Annotated in this window: 21 protein-coding genes; 16 read left to right on the top strand and 5 right to left on the bottom strand. The window is 71.4% G+C overall.

Annotated features, from left to right (window positions below; genetic code table 11):
- Positions 1-92: 92 nt before the first annotated feature.
- The 10 genes from AMK19_RS34995 to AMK19_RS05720 all read left to right on the top strand — a co-directional run bounded on the left by AMK19_RS34995 (position 93) and on the right by AMK19_RS05720 (position 5,666).
- Positions 93-311: a hypothetical protein gene (locus AMK19_RS34995; RefSeq protein ID WP_143200066.1), complete on the top strand. Its 219-nt coding sequence runs from the start codon at positions 93-95 to the stop codon at positions 309-311.
- On the top strand, positions 308-499 hold the full coding sequence (locus AMK19_RS05765; protein ID WP_073808675.1) for a hypothetical protein: 192 nt from the start codon (positions 308-310) through the stop codon (positions 497-499). The genes AMK19_RS34995 and AMK19_RS05765 overlap by 4 nt, the downstream gene beginning before the upstream one ends.
- Positions 496-741 carry a hypothetical protein gene (locus tag AMK19_RS05760; RefSeq protein ID WP_073808673.1) on the top strand — a complete coding sequence of 82 codons (246 nt, stop codon included), beginning with the start codon at positions 496-498 and terminating at the stop codon, positions 739-741. Before AMK19_RS05765 ends, AMK19_RS05760 begins: the two co-directional genes overlap by 4 nt.
- A 286-nt stretch (positions 742-1,027) precedes the next feature.
- Positions 1,028-1,444, top strand: coding sequence for a hypothetical protein (locus AMK19_RS05750; RefSeq protein ID WP_073808670.1), 417 nt, complete (start codon positions 1,028-1,030; stop codon positions 1,442-1,444).
- Entirely contained in the window at positions 1,441-2,097 is a 657-nt protein-coding gene (locus AMK19_RS05745; RefSeq protein ID WP_198953224.1) for a hypothetical protein, read from the top strand. The genes AMK19_RS05750 and AMK19_RS05745 overlap by 4 nt, the downstream gene beginning before the upstream one ends.
- The gene (locus tag AMK19_RS05740; RefSeq protein WP_073808668.1) at positions 2,061-2,909 is read left to right on the top strand and encodes a protein kinase domain-containing protein; all 849 of its coding nucleotides are present in this window, start codon (positions 2,061-2,063) and stop codon (positions 2,907-2,909) included. Before AMK19_RS05745 ends, AMK19_RS05740 begins: the two co-directional genes overlap by 37 nt.
- On the top strand, positions 2,906-3,622 hold the full coding sequence (locus AMK19_RS05735) for a GNAT family N-acetyltransferase (RefSeq protein ID WP_073808667.1): 717 nt from the start codon (positions 2,906-2,908) through the stop codon (positions 3,620-3,622). The genes AMK19_RS05740 and AMK19_RS05735 overlap by 4 nt, the downstream gene beginning before the upstream one ends.
- Before the next feature lie 133 nt (positions 3,623-3,755).
- Positions 3,756-4,019 (top strand): hypothetical protein, encoded by a 264-nt coding sequence (locus AMK19_RS05730; RefSeq protein WP_073808665.1) that lies wholly within the window; start codon positions 3,756-3,758, stop codon positions 4,017-4,019.
- A 571-nt stretch (positions 4,020-4,590) separates the two neighbouring features.
- Positions 4,591-4,956 (top strand): ArsR/SmtB family transcription factor, encoded by a 366-nt coding sequence (locus tag AMK19_RS05725; protein WP_241844262.1) that lies wholly within the window; start codon positions 4,591-4,593, stop codon positions 4,954-4,956.
- Positions 4,953-5,666: a cation diffusion facilitator family transporter gene (locus tag AMK19_RS05720; RefSeq protein WP_241844261.1), complete on the top strand. Its 714-nt coding sequence runs from the start codon at positions 4,953-4,955 to the stop codon at positions 5,664-5,666. Before AMK19_RS05725 ends, AMK19_RS05720 begins: the two co-directional genes overlap by 4 nt.
- A gap of 218 nt (positions 5,667-5,884) precedes the next feature.
- Here AMK19_RS05720 and AMK19_RS05715 read toward each other — a convergent pair whose 3' ends face one another.
- The 4 genes from AMK19_RS05715 to AMK19_RS35860 form a co-directional block, all read right to left on the bottom strand.
- Positions 5,885-6,325, bottom strand: a complete 441-nt coding sequence (locus AMK19_RS05715) for a hypothetical protein (protein ID WP_073808662.1) — start codon at positions 6,323-6,325, stop codon at positions 5,885-5,887.
- A complete protein-coding gene (locus AMK19_RS05710; RefSeq protein ID WP_073808661.1) occupies positions 6,322-6,756 on the bottom strand; it encodes a MarR family winged helix-turn-helix transcriptional regulator in 435 nt (144 codons plus the stop codon). Before AMK19_RS05710 ends, AMK19_RS05715 begins: the two co-directional genes overlap by 4 nt.
- A gap of 119 nt (positions 6,757-6,875) precedes the next feature.
- Positions 6,876-7,232 (bottom strand): hypothetical protein, encoded by a 357-nt coding sequence (locus AMK19_RS05705; RefSeq protein ID WP_073808660.1) that lies wholly within the window; start codon positions 7,230-7,232, stop codon positions 6,876-6,878.
- 379 nt (positions 7,233-7,611) lie between these two features.
- Positions 7,612-7,749 carry a hypothetical protein gene (locus tag AMK19_RS35860; protein WP_158071871.1) on the bottom strand — a complete coding sequence of 46 codons (138 nt, stop codon included), beginning with the start codon at positions 7,747-7,749 and terminating at the stop codon, positions 7,612-7,614.
- A gap of 580 nt (positions 7,750-8,329) precedes the next feature.
- Between AMK19_RS35860 and AMK19_RS05695 the strand changes: the two genes are divergently transcribed.
- Entirely contained in the window at positions 8,330-8,533 is a 204-nt protein-coding gene (locus tag AMK19_RS05695) for an MbtH family protein (protein WP_073808657.1), read from the top strand.
- A 631-nt stretch (positions 8,534-9,164) separates the two neighbouring features.
- On the top strand, positions 9,165-10,253 hold the full coding sequence (locus AMK19_RS05690; protein ID WP_158071870.1) for an ALF repeat-containing protein: 1,089 nt from the start codon (positions 9,165-9,167) through the stop codon (positions 10,251-10,253).
- A gap of 64 nt (positions 10,254-10,317) precedes the next feature.
- On the opposite strand, the gene AMK19_RS05685 is transcribed toward AMK19_RS05690, so the two are convergent.
- The gene (locus tag AMK19_RS05685; RefSeq protein WP_073809520.1) at positions 10,318-11,316 is read right to left on the bottom strand and encodes a magnesium and cobalt transport protein CorA; all 999 of its coding nucleotides are present in this window, start codon (positions 11,314-11,316) and stop codon (positions 10,318-10,320) included.
- A 62-nt stretch (positions 11,317-11,378) separates the two neighbouring features.
- Between AMK19_RS05685 and AMK19_RS05680 the strand changes: the two genes are divergently transcribed.
- The 4 genes from AMK19_RS05680 to mshC all read left to right on the top strand — a co-directional run bounded on the left by AMK19_RS05680 (position 11,379) and on the right by mshC (position 14,961).
- A complete protein-coding gene (locus tag AMK19_RS05680; RefSeq protein ID WP_073808654.1) occupies positions 11,379-12,077 on the top strand; it encodes a histidine phosphatase family protein in 699 nt (232 codons plus the stop codon).
- A 150-nt stretch (positions 12,078-12,227) separates the two neighbouring features.
- Positions 12,228-12,791: a DUF3090 domain-containing protein gene (locus AMK19_RS05675; protein ID WP_073808652.1), complete on the top strand. Its 564-nt coding sequence runs from the start codon at positions 12,228-12,230 to the stop codon at positions 12,789-12,791.
- 14 nt (positions 12,792-12,805) lie between these two features.
- The gene (locus AMK19_RS05670) at positions 12,806-13,642 is read left to right on the top strand and encodes an SCO1664 family protein (protein ID WP_443134990.1); all 837 of its coding nucleotides are present in this window, start codon (positions 12,806-12,808) and stop codon (positions 13,640-13,642) included.
- An 89-nt stretch (positions 13,643-13,731) separates the two neighbouring features.
- Positions 13,732-14,961, top strand: a complete 1,230-nt coding sequence (gene mshC / locus AMK19_RS05665; protein WP_073808651.1) for a cysteine--1-D-myo-inosityl 2-amino-2-deoxy-alpha-D-glucopyranoside ligase — start codon at positions 13,732-13,734, stop codon at positions 14,959-14,961.
- Positions 14,962-15,031 lie beyond the last annotated feature (70 nt).

Genomic DNA, 15,031 nt, shown 5'->3' with positions numbered 1-15,031 from the left:
GCGACACCTGATCCCACAAACCCCCACGTGGTCGCACGAGTCCCGAGGACCGGCCTCCCCACGGCGGCCTCGGGGACAGAGGGAACACCACCATGGCGACACGCAAGACCCCGAGGGTCTACCGGGACTCCGAGTCCGGCCCGTCGAAGGCCGAGCGGTACAAGCTCCCGAAGGGCTGGAACCCGCTGGACGAGTACCGGAAGGCCAATGCGGCCGGCCGGGCCCCGTCCCCGGGCGAGGCTGTGCAGGAGTCGGCCGTACGGTCCTCGTGCCGCTGCCACAACTGCATCGCCCGCAGGGGTGCCGCATGATCATTCGACAGAAGCAGAGCCTGAAGGTGATCAAGGGCGCCCCGGTCCGGCACCGCGAGGACGGCTGGACGGGCACCGTCGCGGAGACCCTGGGCGAGCACGCCAACCACGCCTGGGTGAACAGGGATTCCTCCCGCGACGTGTACCCGGAGCTGGTCCTGCTGACCGAGTTGGAGTCCGCGGAGTGAGCACGCCAAGACCCTTCCGCCTCGGGGGTGACGAGTACGTTGCGGACCGCCCGGACGGCTACCGCCAGGGAAAGTGCTGGGTCTGCCAGCAGGAGAAACTGGTCTGCACGGGCACCATGCTGCGCGCCCCCAGCGACGACGACAGCACGCTCCACGCGATCTGCGACGACTGCATCGCCCGCGCCCGCACGCCCCACCGCCGCGCAGCCCTGCGGGCCGCCCTCGACCGGTGCCCGGCGTAGCCGGGTGGACGGCGATCAGGAGGACTACCGCGCCGCGACCGAACGTGCCGCGCGCGGCGTTCCGACCTCCCGGCCGGTCGCGGTGGCCTACACCGTCGCGCTGGCGGCATTGCTGGCTCTGGCTCTGGCCCTGGCGATGGCGCTGATCGCGTCCGGTCTCACCTGTGTGCCACATAGGCACCGCGAACTCCCCGGCCCGGTGGAGAACACTCCCCCGGGCCGGGGCACCACCCCCACTCCGCTCGTCCGTGACGGGCGGGCACAACCGACCCGATGGGAGAGGTAAGTGAGCACCGAAACCGAATCCGCCACGGCGCTGGCCGAGTTGGGCAGGTTCTTCACGATCGCCGGTCAGCGTTTCGACGCTGGTCTGCCGATGCCGCAGATGTTCTCCGGGGCCGTGGACCGTGCGTGGCACCGGCTGACCGAGGACCCCGACGAGCACGCCGCCTTCACCGTCAAGTACGCCCACCGGCGGCTGCGCCACGCGGAGAGCGGCGGCGAGGGCTTCATCGACTGGGTGGACGCCTACGAGAAGGCGTGCGGGCCCTTGCCGGAGATCTGGTTCACCGATGCCGACGGCGAGTTGGACGCCGAGGCCCTGGGCCGCTACCGCACCACCGGCACGGTCTGGGCGGAGTGGGACTGCTCGCCCGAGCCCAGCGACGGCGACGAGCTGACCCCGGTGGCGTCCTACCTGTGAGCGCAGAACTCCGCGTCGGAGTGTCCCGGCCGACCGCCGGGGCACTCCGCCTACTCGAAGCCCGCGCCGAGCACCCCATCAGCGTGGACGTGCACGGGTACACCGCCCAGATGTACGAGCACTGCCCGTTTCTGCGGCCGTCCGATCGGCGCGGGATGACCGGGTGGACGGTGTACGAGATCGCCCCCGGTGCCCACCGGTACGCCGTGGAGGCCGAGTTGTTCCACGCCGGGGTGCAGGCCGCGGAATGGGTGCGCCCGCTGATGCGGCGTCCGTTCGGGACGCTGGTCTGCGAGAACGTGGTGCTGCTCGGACACTGCGAGGGCGCCGACCACCCTGAGCTGTTGGCCTGGCCGCACTGGGCGCTCAAGCACCTGTACGCCCCGGTCGGTGTCATGGTCGGAAAGTTCGCCCGGGGCGCGGCCGAGACCGGCCGGCGCGGGCAGCGCATCCCGCCGCCGCCGTTCTCGTTCCTGCCGGTGCGGGCGGGCGTGCGGCCGCTGGACCCGAAGTTCCTCACGGCGACGCCCGACCTCGCCACGGCTCTTGCCGTGTCGGTGGACGACGGGCGGGACGTCTTCGAGCACATCCCTTGTGAATGGAAGGCAGTTCGAGAATGGGCAAGTACCCTGCCGAGGCCCGAGAAGCGGTGAAGGCCGCCAAGGCCATCTGCGGCAGCCCACTGGCGCTGGCGCCGATCAGCGACCGACGGGGCACGGCAGTGTGGAAGGCCACCGGCCCGGACGGTGCGGCGAGCATCAAGCTCGGCACCGGCGAGGCCGCCGAGGTCACCGCCCGCGAAGCCTCCGTGCTGGACGAGCTTCCCGGCTACGCCGTGACCGCCGGCCGGTACACCGACGGCGTCTGGCTGGTCACCCCGTGGCTCACCGGCAAGTCCACATGGGGGCGCTTCCAGCCTCTCCGCAAGGGCGACGGCGGGCGGGACGGGGCCCACGACGCCGCAGTCGGGCTGTGCCGTGCCGTGGCGGACCTCCACGCCGACGGGTGGGTGCACGGGGACATCCAGCCGCAACACGGCATCCACCACAAGGACGGCACCGTACGCCTGCTCGACTTCGCGTGGTCCCGGAAGATCGGCAGCACTCCGTGGACCGCGTTCTCCGGCACGATGATCCACCTCACCGCCCCCGAGCTGGCGGCCCGGATCATCACGGGTCCCCAACCGGTCACCACCACGCAGCCCGCCGATGTCTACGCCCTGGCCGGCACCCTGTGGACCTGCGTCACCGGGAAGTGGCCACTGCGCTATTCGGCTGCCGGCCTGAGCTGGGAGACGCCGCTGTGGAAGCGCCGCGAGGCCATCGCCGCCAGGGCCGTGCCGCTGTCCAGGACTTCGCCGTGGCCCGCCCTCCAGGACCATCTGCGCCCCGTCCTGCTGGCCGAGCCGGACGACCGGCCCACCGCCGCCGAACTGGCCAAACTCCTTGAGACGGTGACCGGTTGATCGAGCTGCGCGAACTGGGCCCTCATGACACCGTGGCCCTGCTGCGGATCTACAGTCCGGAGGCGACGCGCCATCTGGACCGCGAGGCGATGGACGCGGCCGAAGCCCGCTACTACCTGCGCGACGCCGCAGCCGCCGCAGCGCAGACCCCGCGCACGCTGTACGTACTCGGCCTGGTCGTGGACGGAGACCTCGTCGGCGTCGTCAAACTCCACCGCGACCGCCCCGTCGCAGCCGTCGGCTACATCCTGCGCGCGGACGCCTGGGGCCGGGGCTACGCCACCGAGGGCGTCCGCCGAATCCTCGCTCTCGCGTTCGGTCGCCTCGGGCTGCCGGAAGTCCGTGCCAAGCACCGCCCGGAAAACCCGGCCTCCGGCCGCGTCCTGCGCAAGGCCGGCTTCGTCCCGACCGGCGAGCACGATGGCTACGCAACCTACGCCATGCGGGCACCCACACCCCGTGAAGTCGCGGTCGAAGTCCGCCCCGTGGCGGGCTACGAGCTGGAGATCGAAGGCGCGGACGACCGCCCCTTCGTGACCTTCGACGACATGGACGACAACCGCGACGAAGTTGTCTCCCAGTCCGTGCGCGAGGCCCTGGGCATCCCCGGCCATGTACCGCTCGTGCTCATGATCAAGGACTCCTACGGGCCGGTCGCCCGCACCGAGGAGTCCGCCGTCGGAATCCCGGCGCCCCCGGGCAGCGCGGACTGAACCCCGGCTGCCAACGTCCACCGAACCCCCGCCGCTTCCAACCCCCGCCGCTTCCAACCCCAGCGGCGGGCCCAACCCTCCGCCCTGCGCTGCCCCGCAGTTGCAGGGCGGAGGCCCTTCACGGAGAACACCAATGTGGGCCACCAACGAGGCCGAGTGGCGAGGCATGCGTATGACCCTCGCTGTGAAGTCCCTGTCGGCCATCGCTGCCAGGCTTCGCGCGGGGACGAACATCGAAGTTCTCGCACGCGCGTACGGCTGCGAGGTCAAGTGGCTGGGTGATCAGCTGGTCAAGTCCAGGCTGCCGCTCGACCCCGACGGGTCGCGCCCGCTCGGCCCGACTTCGTCATGGGAAGCGATCCCGCTCCCGGCCCGCACCAAGATGCCGCGATACTGAGCCCGGGCCAACCTCAACCCGGGGGAGTCCATGCGTCGCGAGGGGCCCTGCCCCCGCTGCCATGCGCGACGAGTCCCCGGTCGGGGCGAACAACTATCGCGTGACCTGCGGGTTTAGCCAGCCGGGAGCAAGGATGAGGCGTCCGGTGTTCTCCAGCGTATAAACGAATCTGGCCCCGGCAGGCTGGTCGCTCGACGAGCGGATCGCCGCCGCCCTGCGCACGGGAGTCGACGCCCTGGAGCACGCCGGCCTGGCCTGACGGCGGGCCTCCCCGGGGGCGAGGTCGGCACGAACCGCGTGACGCCGTTCGACGGCTGCGGGCGCCGCCTGCTCGGCGTTCGTCGCCTCTCCCGGGCGCAGGCTGCCGCCGGCTGACCCACGCGGCAGCGGGACGTGATTCCTGACGCTGTCGCGCGAGCCGGAGGGCACCTCGTCGGACGGGCGGACGACTGCGAGGTGTCGGGCGCGTTCGACCCCGTCGCCGGGTCGAAGCCGGGGCCCTGGCTCAAGGGTCGGCAGGGGTCGCGTCCGGCCGTGCCGACAGACTCCAGGCATGGGCTAGTATCGCCGAATGGCGATGACATCTCATAATAAGGATGCCGACAGGGGTGGTCTTGAACCCGCTGCCGCCCTGTTCCGTTCGCTCGGCGATCCAGCCCGGTTGGCGATCGTCCGGCGGCTCGCGCTCGGCGAGGCCCGGGTGGTCGACCTGGTCGAGCAACTCGGTCTGGCCCAGTCGACGGTTTCCAAGCATCTGGCCTGCCTGCGCGAGTGCGGCCTGGTGGACTCCCGCCCGGTCGGCCGGGCGTCGATGTTCACACTGACCCAGCCTTCACTTGTGGGACTGCTGGTAGCGGCCGAGGCCGTGCTGGAAGCCACCGGCGAGGCCGTGGCGCTCTGCCCCGCCTACGGCACCCCGGACGGAGAGCGCGCGTGACCGCCCCCGAGATCGCGACCGGGACGACGGCAGTCCACGAGTCCGGCGGCGGCTGCCGCTGCGATCCCGACTGCACCGACGCCTGCTGCCGTCCACCGGTCGTCAAGGATGCTGCCTGGCACGACGCTGCGCGCAAGGCGAAGCTGCTGTCCTGGCTCAGCCTGGGTTTCATGGCGACCGAAGGCGCGATCGCCATCACCGCCGCCGTGCTGGCGTCCTCCGTCGCGCTGCTCGGCTTCGGCCTGGACTCCGTCATCGAAGGCCTGGCCTCGGTGATCATCATCTGGCGGTTCAGCGGCTCCCGGACTCTGTCCGAGGACGCCGAGAGCAAGGCCCAGAAGGCCGTCGCGGTCACGTTCTTCCTGCTCGCCCCGTACATCGCCTACGACGCGATTTCCGCCTTGGCGGCGGGTGAGCATCCGTCAACCAGCGTGCTCGGCATCGTCCTGTCCGTGTCCTCGCTGATCGTCATGCCGCTGCTCGGCCGGGCCAAGCGCCGTCTGGGCAAGGTGCTGGACTCCGGGTCGACGTCCGGCGAGGGCACTCAGAACCTGCTGTGCGCCTACCTGGCCGGTGCTGTCCTGGTCGGCCTGCTCGCCAATACGCTGTTCGGCCTGTGGTGGGTCGACCCGGTCATCGGCCTCCTGGTGGCCGGCCTCGCCGTGCGCGAGGGCATCGAGGCATGGCGCGGCGAGGAGTGCGGCTGCTGACGGCAGGCGAGGTCACCGCGCGGGACGGGAGCCTTCGGCCTGGCCGGCCCGGCACCTTGCGCAGCGCCACGGTCGGCGGGACGCCCCGCTGCATGAGCTTGACCATGACGTCGGCGACCTGCGCCCCAGCCCGGCCGGGCGGAGCGATCCGTGGCCAGTCCGGTGCCCAGCCGTTCTTCACAACCTGCTGAACCTGTGCGGCCGTTGCCCGGTTGCGGTCAGCTTGCCTGTTCCTCCCGGAGCTGCCGCCGGTCGGTGTCCTCCCACGGGAACGGGGCGAGGTCGGGCTCGACCCAGCCGGTCCTTGCCTGTGCGCCGGCCAGCGTCGTCGGACGGTAGAACCGGGTCAGAAGGCGCTTGTCGAGCAGGACGGGGTGGTTGTCGGCGAACGCGGCGAAGTCGTCGTCGCCGTGTTCGGCCGCATGGTGGTCCACCAGTTCCACCCAGGCTCGGCTGACGGTCGCGTGGTACTTCTGGGGTGCGCCCGCGTAGCGGGCGGTGCGCCGGATGCCGTCGCTGACCAGACCGACGGCTGCGGGCATGCCGAACCGTCGTACGGCCAGCCACGTCAGATGCACGTGTTCTCGGTGGCCGAACTTCCCCGAGGTCGCGGTCACTTCGGCCATCAGCGCGTTGAAGTCGGAGGGCTGGGTGGTCATGAGGACACCTCGGTCAGGGCTTGCAGTGCGGCGCGCAGGCAGGCGATCGCGTCGGCCGGCAGGCCGTGGAGTGCGCGGTGTTCCAGGTCGGTGATGGTTCGGCGGATCGTGGCGGCGGCCACGCGGCCGGAGGCGGTGAGTTCGATGAGCACTGCGCGACGGTCTCCCGGGCGGGTGCCGCGGGTGATGTGGCCGCGTCGTTCCAGGCGGTCCAGCACGCTGGTCAGCGTGGTGGGGCGGGTGCCCACTGCCGCGCCGAGCTCAGAGACGGTCCGGCCCCGGCCGTCGGCGAGATTGGCCAGCGCGTTGATCTCGGAGGGGGTCAGATCCAGGTCGACGAGCTCTGCGGCGAGTACCTGCAGGGTGGCGTGCGTGGCCCGCTGCAGCGCAAGCAGGGCCGACCACTCGGATGGCACGGATTCGGACTTCATGAGTTCGGACTATACGATTTCGTATCATCTGCGGCAAGCCAGGCCGGACGTGGGGGAGACAACGCGACGCGCCCCGGGCCGGCGCGAGGCCGGTCCGAGGCGCGGGGTGCCGGTGGCTGCTACACGTACTCGATGAGCCAGCCGACCGGGTTGTCGTCCACCACGTCGCTGCTGCTCTTCTTCACCCGCCCGACGTGGATCTTCTGGATGCCCTTGGGGAGCTTCTCGGTGACGCGGGCACCACCTTGACTGACGTCCCAGTCCTTGGCGGGAAGCCAGGTCGTACCGTTGTGGAACTGCACCTTCAACCGCACATCGACCCAACTGGAACCGAGGCTGAAGTACGCGTCCCCCCACACACCCGTCTGGTTGGGCTGGGGGATGGGCAGGAGAAGCCCGTACCTGTAGTGGATGAGCCCGTCGCTCTCGTTGAACACGAAGCCCGTAGGGACGTCACCGAGCTGGAAGTTGGCCACCAACGCTCCTCAAAGAATGCGGGTGTGTCGCCGTTCGATGGGCGACGCACGGCTCACGCTAGGGCGGCCTACTGCGCTTTCCGGTCGCCGCATCATTCAAACCCCCCGAATTGGTGAGGCACAAGCACAGGGGACGGGTCCACTTTCTGCGGCACCACACTCGAATTCGCCCTCCCGCGCAGACGTTCCTATTCCCCGCGCGCATCCTTGCGGGCCGCGGCTTCAAAGGCCTGTGCCATCTCTCGGGTCTTTCGGCGTGCTACGGCGGGCCCCCTTCGAGATCGACATGCGGAGGGCGGACAGCGGGCCAGGGGCGCTCTCGTGGGAACGCGCAATGGCTCCAACCTCGTTCCGGAAGGTTGGAGCCATTGATCACCTGTCAGTGCTCGACGACGCCCGTGATTTCGTCTTCCCTGATGATGATGTGCTCCTCGCCCTCGATGGTGACTTCCTGGGCGTTGAAAACGCCGTCCTTCTTGGGCGCTGCACCTTCGTTGTTCGTCTGCTCGTCTGCCATGTCTACCTCCGGAGCGCACGATGAAAGCCGCCGTATTGGGCAACTGCTCGAAGTCTTGACGATGTTCGATTCATGCGGCAAGTCCAAGATCGGCCACGGTGATCCTGACGACGAGTTCTCGGACGGCCTTCGCGCTTGATCGCGGAGTCGAGCTGGGCGGCGCGGGCGCGCATGGCCGAGGCGATGTCGATCGCCGCCAAGTCGGCGGGTTCGGGCGGACTGCCGGCGGTTCACGGCGGCCCTCTTGCGGGCGCGGTCGGCGTCGGCGGCGTCCTTGCGCAGGACGTGCCAGTCGCACAGCGCGCGCAGGTTGGCGGGGTCGTCGGAGCCGCCTTCGGAGGCGGGACGCTGTGGTCGCAGGGGCGCGCGGGCTCGGCGCAGATTCGGCGGCCAACGCCCGCGAGTTCGCTCGGCGCCTGCTGGCCGATGACCTGCCGCGCGTTCAGCTCTTTATCGCACTACGGTTCCGAATTTCGGTAGATCAGCAAGGGGTCACTCGAACTGGTGATCGCAGCTGTACGCGGTGATCGCGACGGGCAAGGCTCGGGTCGGCACTGACCCACGCGAAACGGAGATCGACATGGCCGAGGGCGACGACGTGACTTACCAGGTCACGGTCAACGACGAAGAGCAGTACTCGATCTGGCCCGCAGACCGCGAGCTTCCGCTCGGCTGGAAGGCCGAGGGCAAGACCGGCACCAAGGAGGAGTGCGTGGCCCACATCAAGGACGTGTGGACGGACATGCGCCCCCGCTCTCTGCGGCAGGCGATGGGCGAGGCGTAGTCACGCCGAGAACGTCGGACCTGCTGACCCGCCACTCGCCCCGGTCAGGCCCTTTCGGAGCCTCGCCGGGGCGAAGCGCCGCCCAGAGGTGCAGGTATCCGTCAGCCCCCTGTCGCCCCTCTGCGGGCGCGCTTCTCCCACGCCCCCGGCCGTCGCCGGCAACTCCTCGACGACGACCGCTGGACTCCGGCGGTCCACCGGATGATCCGGCCGGGCAGCTCGCGCACCCTCACCGAGGCCGCTTTCCGGGTGCTGAGCGCGGATGACCTCAAGGCCTTCCTGACCGGCCTGGACGTCATCGGGGAGGGACACCGACACCTGCGGATGGTTCGCCGAGGCCGTGGTGCTCGGCGCGAAGACCCGGCACTGTGCCGGGCTTTCGGCCCGCGGCGGAGCGCGCGCCCGGTCGGGTCGGCCGGGGTCTCGATGTGCGGGTCGCCCTGCTGCGCACGGGAGTTGACGCCCTGGCGCGGGCCGGTCCGGTCCGCGCGGGCGGGCGGTCGGTAAAGGGTGGGGAAAAGTCGCTGTTCAGCGAGTCGGAAGGTTCCGATACGATCACCCGCGTCCGTCGCCGAACATATGTGCCGCGGCGAGGGGTCGAGTGTCTGAACCACCGTTCCAGGGGGACATGTTGAGCATCCGTCGTTCGATCGCCACCGCCGTCTTCGTCGCCGCGGTCTCCGCGCCGACCGTCCTCGGCGCCGGCCCGGCGCTCGCCGACACTGCGCCGACGCCCACGCCCACCGGGCAGTCCCAGCCGGACGCCCCGGCGGAGACCGGGCCCAGCACGCCCGCGCCCTCCACCGGCATCACGCCCGAGGAGGAAGCCGAACTGCGCGCCCGGCTGGCCGAGGTGATCGCGGAGCCCGGGCACAGCCGGTACTTCTACGAGCACGCCCAGACGGCGATGAACGGCACGGCCGAGGACGTCAAGCACTTCCTGGACGTCGAGATGCCGCAGATCATCCGCAGCGACAAGCGCGTCCGGGTCTCCCAGATCCTTGAGCAGGCCACGCCCGGCAGCCGCCTGGCGGAGGCCGCGAGCAAGGCGCTGGACGGCGACGACGCGGCGATCGACCACTTCCTGGAGGTCGAGGCCCCGAGGCTGATGGCCAACGACAGGTGGTGGAAGGTGCTCCACCAGCTGGTCCGGCCGGGCAGCTCGGTCACCATCACCGAGGCCGCCGCCGAGGTGCTGAGCGCGGACGACCTCAAGGCCTTCCTGTCCGACCTGAAGACCGTCAGTGACGACGACGCCCGGCTGTGGCTCTCCCAGGCCATGTCGCAGGGCGGGCCCGAAGTTCGGAAGGCCGCCGGTGCGGCCCTGGACGTGAACACCTCCGAGGCCCTGCACACCTTCCTGATCACCGGCCTGGCCGAGGCCCAGGCCCGGGACACCGCCAACGCCCAGGAGACGGGCGGCGGCAACAACGGCGGCGGCAGCGACAACGGCAACGGCGGCGGCGACAACGGCGGCGGCACCGGCGGCACCGACGGCGGCACCACCCCGAACCAGGGCGGCCAGGGCGACGGCACCACCGTCACCCCGGCGTCCGACACGACCCCGACCGGCACCGGCACCAACACCTCCGGCACGGGCACCCTCGCCGCCACCGGCGTCGACGCCCCGCTCGGTGCGATCACCGCCGCCGGCGCCGGTTCGCTGGCCCTCGGCGCCGCCCTGGTGGCCGCCCGCCGCCGTCGGCAGCAGCAGTCCTGACCGCAGTCCTCAGTCCTGACCACAGTCCCGATCAGCACCCGCCGTCGAACGCGCGGGCCGGCCGCTACAGCCAGCCCGCGCGTTTGAACAGGCGGTACAGGACGACGCAGACGCCGGTCATCACGCCGAGCGCCGCCGGGTAGCCCCAGGGCTGGCGGAGCTCCGGCATGTGTTCGAAGTTCATGCCGTAGATGCCGGCGATCATGGTGGGGACGGCGGCCAGGGCGGCCCAGGCGGAGATCTTCCGCATGTCGTCGTTCTGCTGGACGGAGACCTGGGCGAGGTTGGCGGCGAGGATGTCGGAGAGCAGTCGGTCCAGGCTCTCCACCACCTCGTTGACCTTGGCCAGGTGGTCGGCGACGTCCCGGAAGTAGGGACGCAGTTCGGCGGGGACGAAGGGCACCTTGGCCTCGCCGGCGGCGGCGTTGACGCGGGTGAGGCGCAGGGCGGGCTCCATCAGCGGGAAGGTGGCCTTGCGGAAGTTCACCACCTGCCGCTTGAAGCCGTAGATGCGCTCGGCCGCGCCGCGCACCCGGCCCGGGGAGAAGATCTCGGCCTCCAACTCGTCGAGGTCGGTCTGGAGTTCGGTGGCGACGTCGAGGTACTGGTCGACCACCAGGTCGCAGATCGCGTAGAGGACGGCGGCGGGGCCGTGCGCCAGCAGCTCGGGCTGCTTCTCCAGTTGGGCCCGCAGGTCCTTGAGCGGGCTCTCCGGCCCGTGCCGGACCGTCATCACGTACGAGTCGCCGAGGAATATCATCAGCTCGCCGATGGAGACCGACTCGTCCTGCGGGTGGTACCCGGCGGTCTTCAGGACGGTGAACACCGAGTCCTGATAGATGTCGATCTTCGGGCGCTGATGCGCCGTCACCGCGTCCTCCACCGCCAGCGGGTGCAGGCCGAACTCGTCTGCGGCATGGTCGAATTCGGCCTGCGTCGGGTCCGCCAGGCCGATCCACACGAAGCCGTCGCCGGCCGCCCGGACGGCGTCCAGGGCGTCCGAGTAGTCCTCGGGGCCCTCGGTGCGCCGGCCGGCCCGATAGGTGCCGCAATCCACGATCATGCCCGCCATTGTGACCCGAACCCGCGGCCCGCCGGGAGGGGCGCACACCGTACGCTTGCGGTATGCCCACCCTGCTGCTCGTGCGCCACGGCCGGTCAACCGCCAACTCGGCCGGAATCCTGGCCGGCTGGACGCCCGGCGTCGACCTGGACGACACCGGCCGCACCCAGGCCGCCGCCCTTCCCGGCCGGCTGGACGGCCTGCCGATCGTCCGCCTGGTCAGCAGCCCGCTGGAGCGCTGCCGGCAGACCCTGGAACCCCTGGTCGCCGCCCGCCCCGAACTCGGCCCGCCCGACCTGGACGAGCGGCTCGGCGAATGCCACTACGGCGACTGGACCGGCCGCCCGCTGTCCGAACTCGCCGAGGAACCCCTGTGGCGCACCGTCCAGGACCACGCCTCCGGCGCCGCCTTCCCCGGCGGCGAGTCGCTGCGCTCACTCAGCCACCGCACCGTGGACGCCGTCCGCGAGTGGAACGGGAAGATCTCCGTCGAACACGGCCCGGACGCGCTCTGGGCGGTCGCCACCCACGGCGACGTGATCAAGGCGATCGTCGCGGACGCCCTCGGCCTGCACCTCGACCACTTCCAGCGGATCTCCGTCGAACCGTGCTCGGTCACCGCGATCCGCTACACCCCGAACCGCCCCTACCTGCTGCGCCTCGGCGACACCGGCGCCCTCGCCTCGCTCGCCCCGCGCCCGCACGGCCGCTCGGCCGGCGACGACGCGGTGGTCGGCGGCGAGACCGGCGCCACCGCCTGAGCCCCGGCAGACACCACGGCCCGAGTTCCAGCAGGCGCCACCGCGCCCGAGCCCCGGCAGGAATCCGCGCCACCCGCACCCCACGGCAGGGCCGTTTGGCCGTAGGGTGAGATCGAGAAGACCGCACACCCCCGTACCGGAGCGAGCAGCGTGTCCCGTCAGGTCCACTTCTACGACCAGCCCGAGCGGTTCGTGGCCGGCACCGTCGGCCAGCCCGGCGCCCGGTCGTTCTACCTGCAGGCCTCCTCGCGTGGCCGGATCACCAGTGTCCTGCTGGAGAAGGCCCAGGTCGCCGCCCTCGCCGAACGCATCGAGGAAGTCCTCGACGAGGCGCTGCGGCGCAGCGCCGGCGAGTCCCCGATCCCGGCCGCCGCCCCCGTCGACCTGCTCGACGCCGCCCCCCTCGACCTGCCGCTGGAGCAGGAGTTCCGGGTGGGCACCATGGCCCTCGCCTGGGACGCCCGCGAGGAGTGCCTGGTGATCGAGGCGCAGGCGTACGTCGAGGAGTCCGAGGACGAGGACGAGATCGAGGTCTTCGACGACGAGAACGGCCCCGACCTGCTGCGGGTGCGGCTGAGCGGCGCGATGGCCCGGGTGTTCGCCAAGCGCGCCCTCGACCTGGTCGCGGCGGGCCGCAAGCCCTGCCCGTTCTGCAACCTGCCGCTCGACCCCGAGGGCCACCTGTGCCCCCGCGCGAACGGCTACCGGCGCTGAGCGAGCAGCCGGCCGTGGAAGCCCCCGGCACCGACCCGGCCACCAGCGCCGCGCTGGCCGCCGACACCCCCGCCGCCCTCGCCCTGCTGCGCGAGGGCGCGCTCGCCGTCCACGGCCGGGTCACCGACGCCTCCAACGCCGTCCTCTACTGCACGGCCACCCTCGACGGCGTCACCGCCCCGTGCGTGTACAAGCCCGTCGCCGGCGAACGTCCGCTGTGGGACTTCCCCGACGGCACCCTGGCCGGCCGCGAGACCGCCGCCCACGAGGTCTCCGCCGCCACCGGCTGGCAGCTGATCCCGCCGACCGTCCTGCGCGACGGCCCCGCCGGACCCGGCATGGTCCAGCTGTGGATCGAACCCGACCCCGAGGCCCCCGAACTCCTCGACCTCCAGCCCCTGGACGGCCCGGCCGACGGCTGGCTCCCCATCGTCCGCGCCGAGCTCGACGGCGGACGCCGGGCCTGGCTGGTGCACCGCGACGACGAACGGCTGCGCCGCCTCGCCGTGCTGGACGCCGTCCTCAACAACGCCGACCGCAAGGGCGGCCACTGGCTGCCCGCCGCCGACGGCCGGATCTACGGCATCGACCACGGCGTCACCTTCCACGCCGAGCCCAAGCTCCGCACCCTGCTCTGGGGCTGGGCCGACCGCCCGCTCACCGCCGAGGCCCTCGACGTCCTCGGCAAGCTCGCCGCCGACCTCGACGGCCCGCTCGGCGAGCGGCTGCGCCCGCACCTCACCGCGGCCGAGCTCGACGCGCTGCGGGCCCGGACGGGCGCGTTGCTGGCCTCCGGACGGCATCCGCTGCCGTCGGCTGACTGGCCGTCTATTCCCTGGCCGCCGGTCTGATACCGATCCGAAACAGAGAACAAGCGGAATCAAGCCGATCATGCCGGCAGGTTGGTCTTTCAAATCAGTGCACGGTTAGAGTCGGTGCCATGCATGCCTGGCCCACCTCCGAGGTTCCCGCCCTGCCCGGTCAGGGGCTTCCCCTGCGCATTTACGACACCGCCACGAGCAGTGTCCGAGAGGTCGTCCCCACCGGCCCGACCGCCCGGCTCTACGTCTGCGGCATCACTCCCTACGACGCGACCCACCTGGGCCACGCAGCCACCTACAACACCTTCGACCTGGTCCAGCGGGTCTGGAAGGACGCCGGCCACGACGTCCTGTACGTCCAGAACGTCACCGACGTCGACGACCCGCTCCTGGAGCGCGCCGTCGCCACCGGCCAGGACTGGACCGAACTCGCGGCCCGCGAGACCGCGCTGTTCCGCGAGGACATGACCGCGCTGCGGATGCTCCCGCCCGCGCACTACATCGGCGCCGTCGAATCCATCCCGTGGATCGTCCCGCTGGTGCAGCAGCTGCTCGCCTCCGGCGCCGCGTACGAGGTCGACGGCGACATCTACTTCTCCGTCGAGTCCGACCCGCACTTCGGCGAGGTCTCCGGGCTCACCCGCGAGCAGATGCTGCCGATCTTCGCCGAGCGCGGCGGCGACCCCGAGCGCCCCGGCAAGAAGAACCCGCTCGACGCCCTGCTCTGGCTCTCCGCCCGTCCCGGCGAACCCGCCTGGGACACCGAACTCGGCCACGGCCGCCCCGGCTGGCACATCGAGTGCGTCGCCATCGCGCTCAAGTACCTGGGCATGGAGTTCGACCTCCAGGGCGGCGGCAGCGACCTCTCCTTCCCGCACCACGAGATGGGCGCCTCGCACGCCCAGGTCGCCCTCGGCGCCCACCCCTACGCGCGCTCCTACGTGCACGCCGGGATGGTCGGCCTCGACGGCCACAAGATGTCCAAGTCGCGCGGAAACCTGGTCTTCGTCTCGGCCCTGCGCCGCGACGGCATCGACCCCGCCGCGATCAGGCTCGCGCTGCTCGCCCACCACTACCGCAGCGACTGGGAGTGGACGGCCGACGACCTCGACGCCGCCCTCACCCGCCTCGCCACCTGGCGCGCGGCGGTCTCCCGCCCGGACGGCCCGTCCGCGACGTCGCTGCTCGCGGAGATCCGCGAGGCCCTCGCCGACGACCTCGACGCCCCCGCCGCGCTCGCAGCCGTCGACCGCTGGGCCGCGACCGCCCACGCGGACGGCGGCGAGGACATCGGCGCCCCGGGCCTGGTCTCCCGCGCGGTGGACGCCCTGCTGGGCGTCGCCCTGTAGGGAGAGCACCACCAGGGGCGCGGGGACTGCGCGAGCAACCCTGAACACACAGCCGGATCGGCCCGAGGAC

The organism is Kitasatospora sp. CB01950 (genome assembly GCF_001905465.1).
Classification (GTDB): Bacteria; Actinomycetota; Actinomycetes; order Streptomycetales; family Streptomycetaceae; genus Kitasatospora.
Note: the sequence above shows the minus strand (reverse complement) of the source record. Positions and strands in the feature narration are given on the sequence as shown.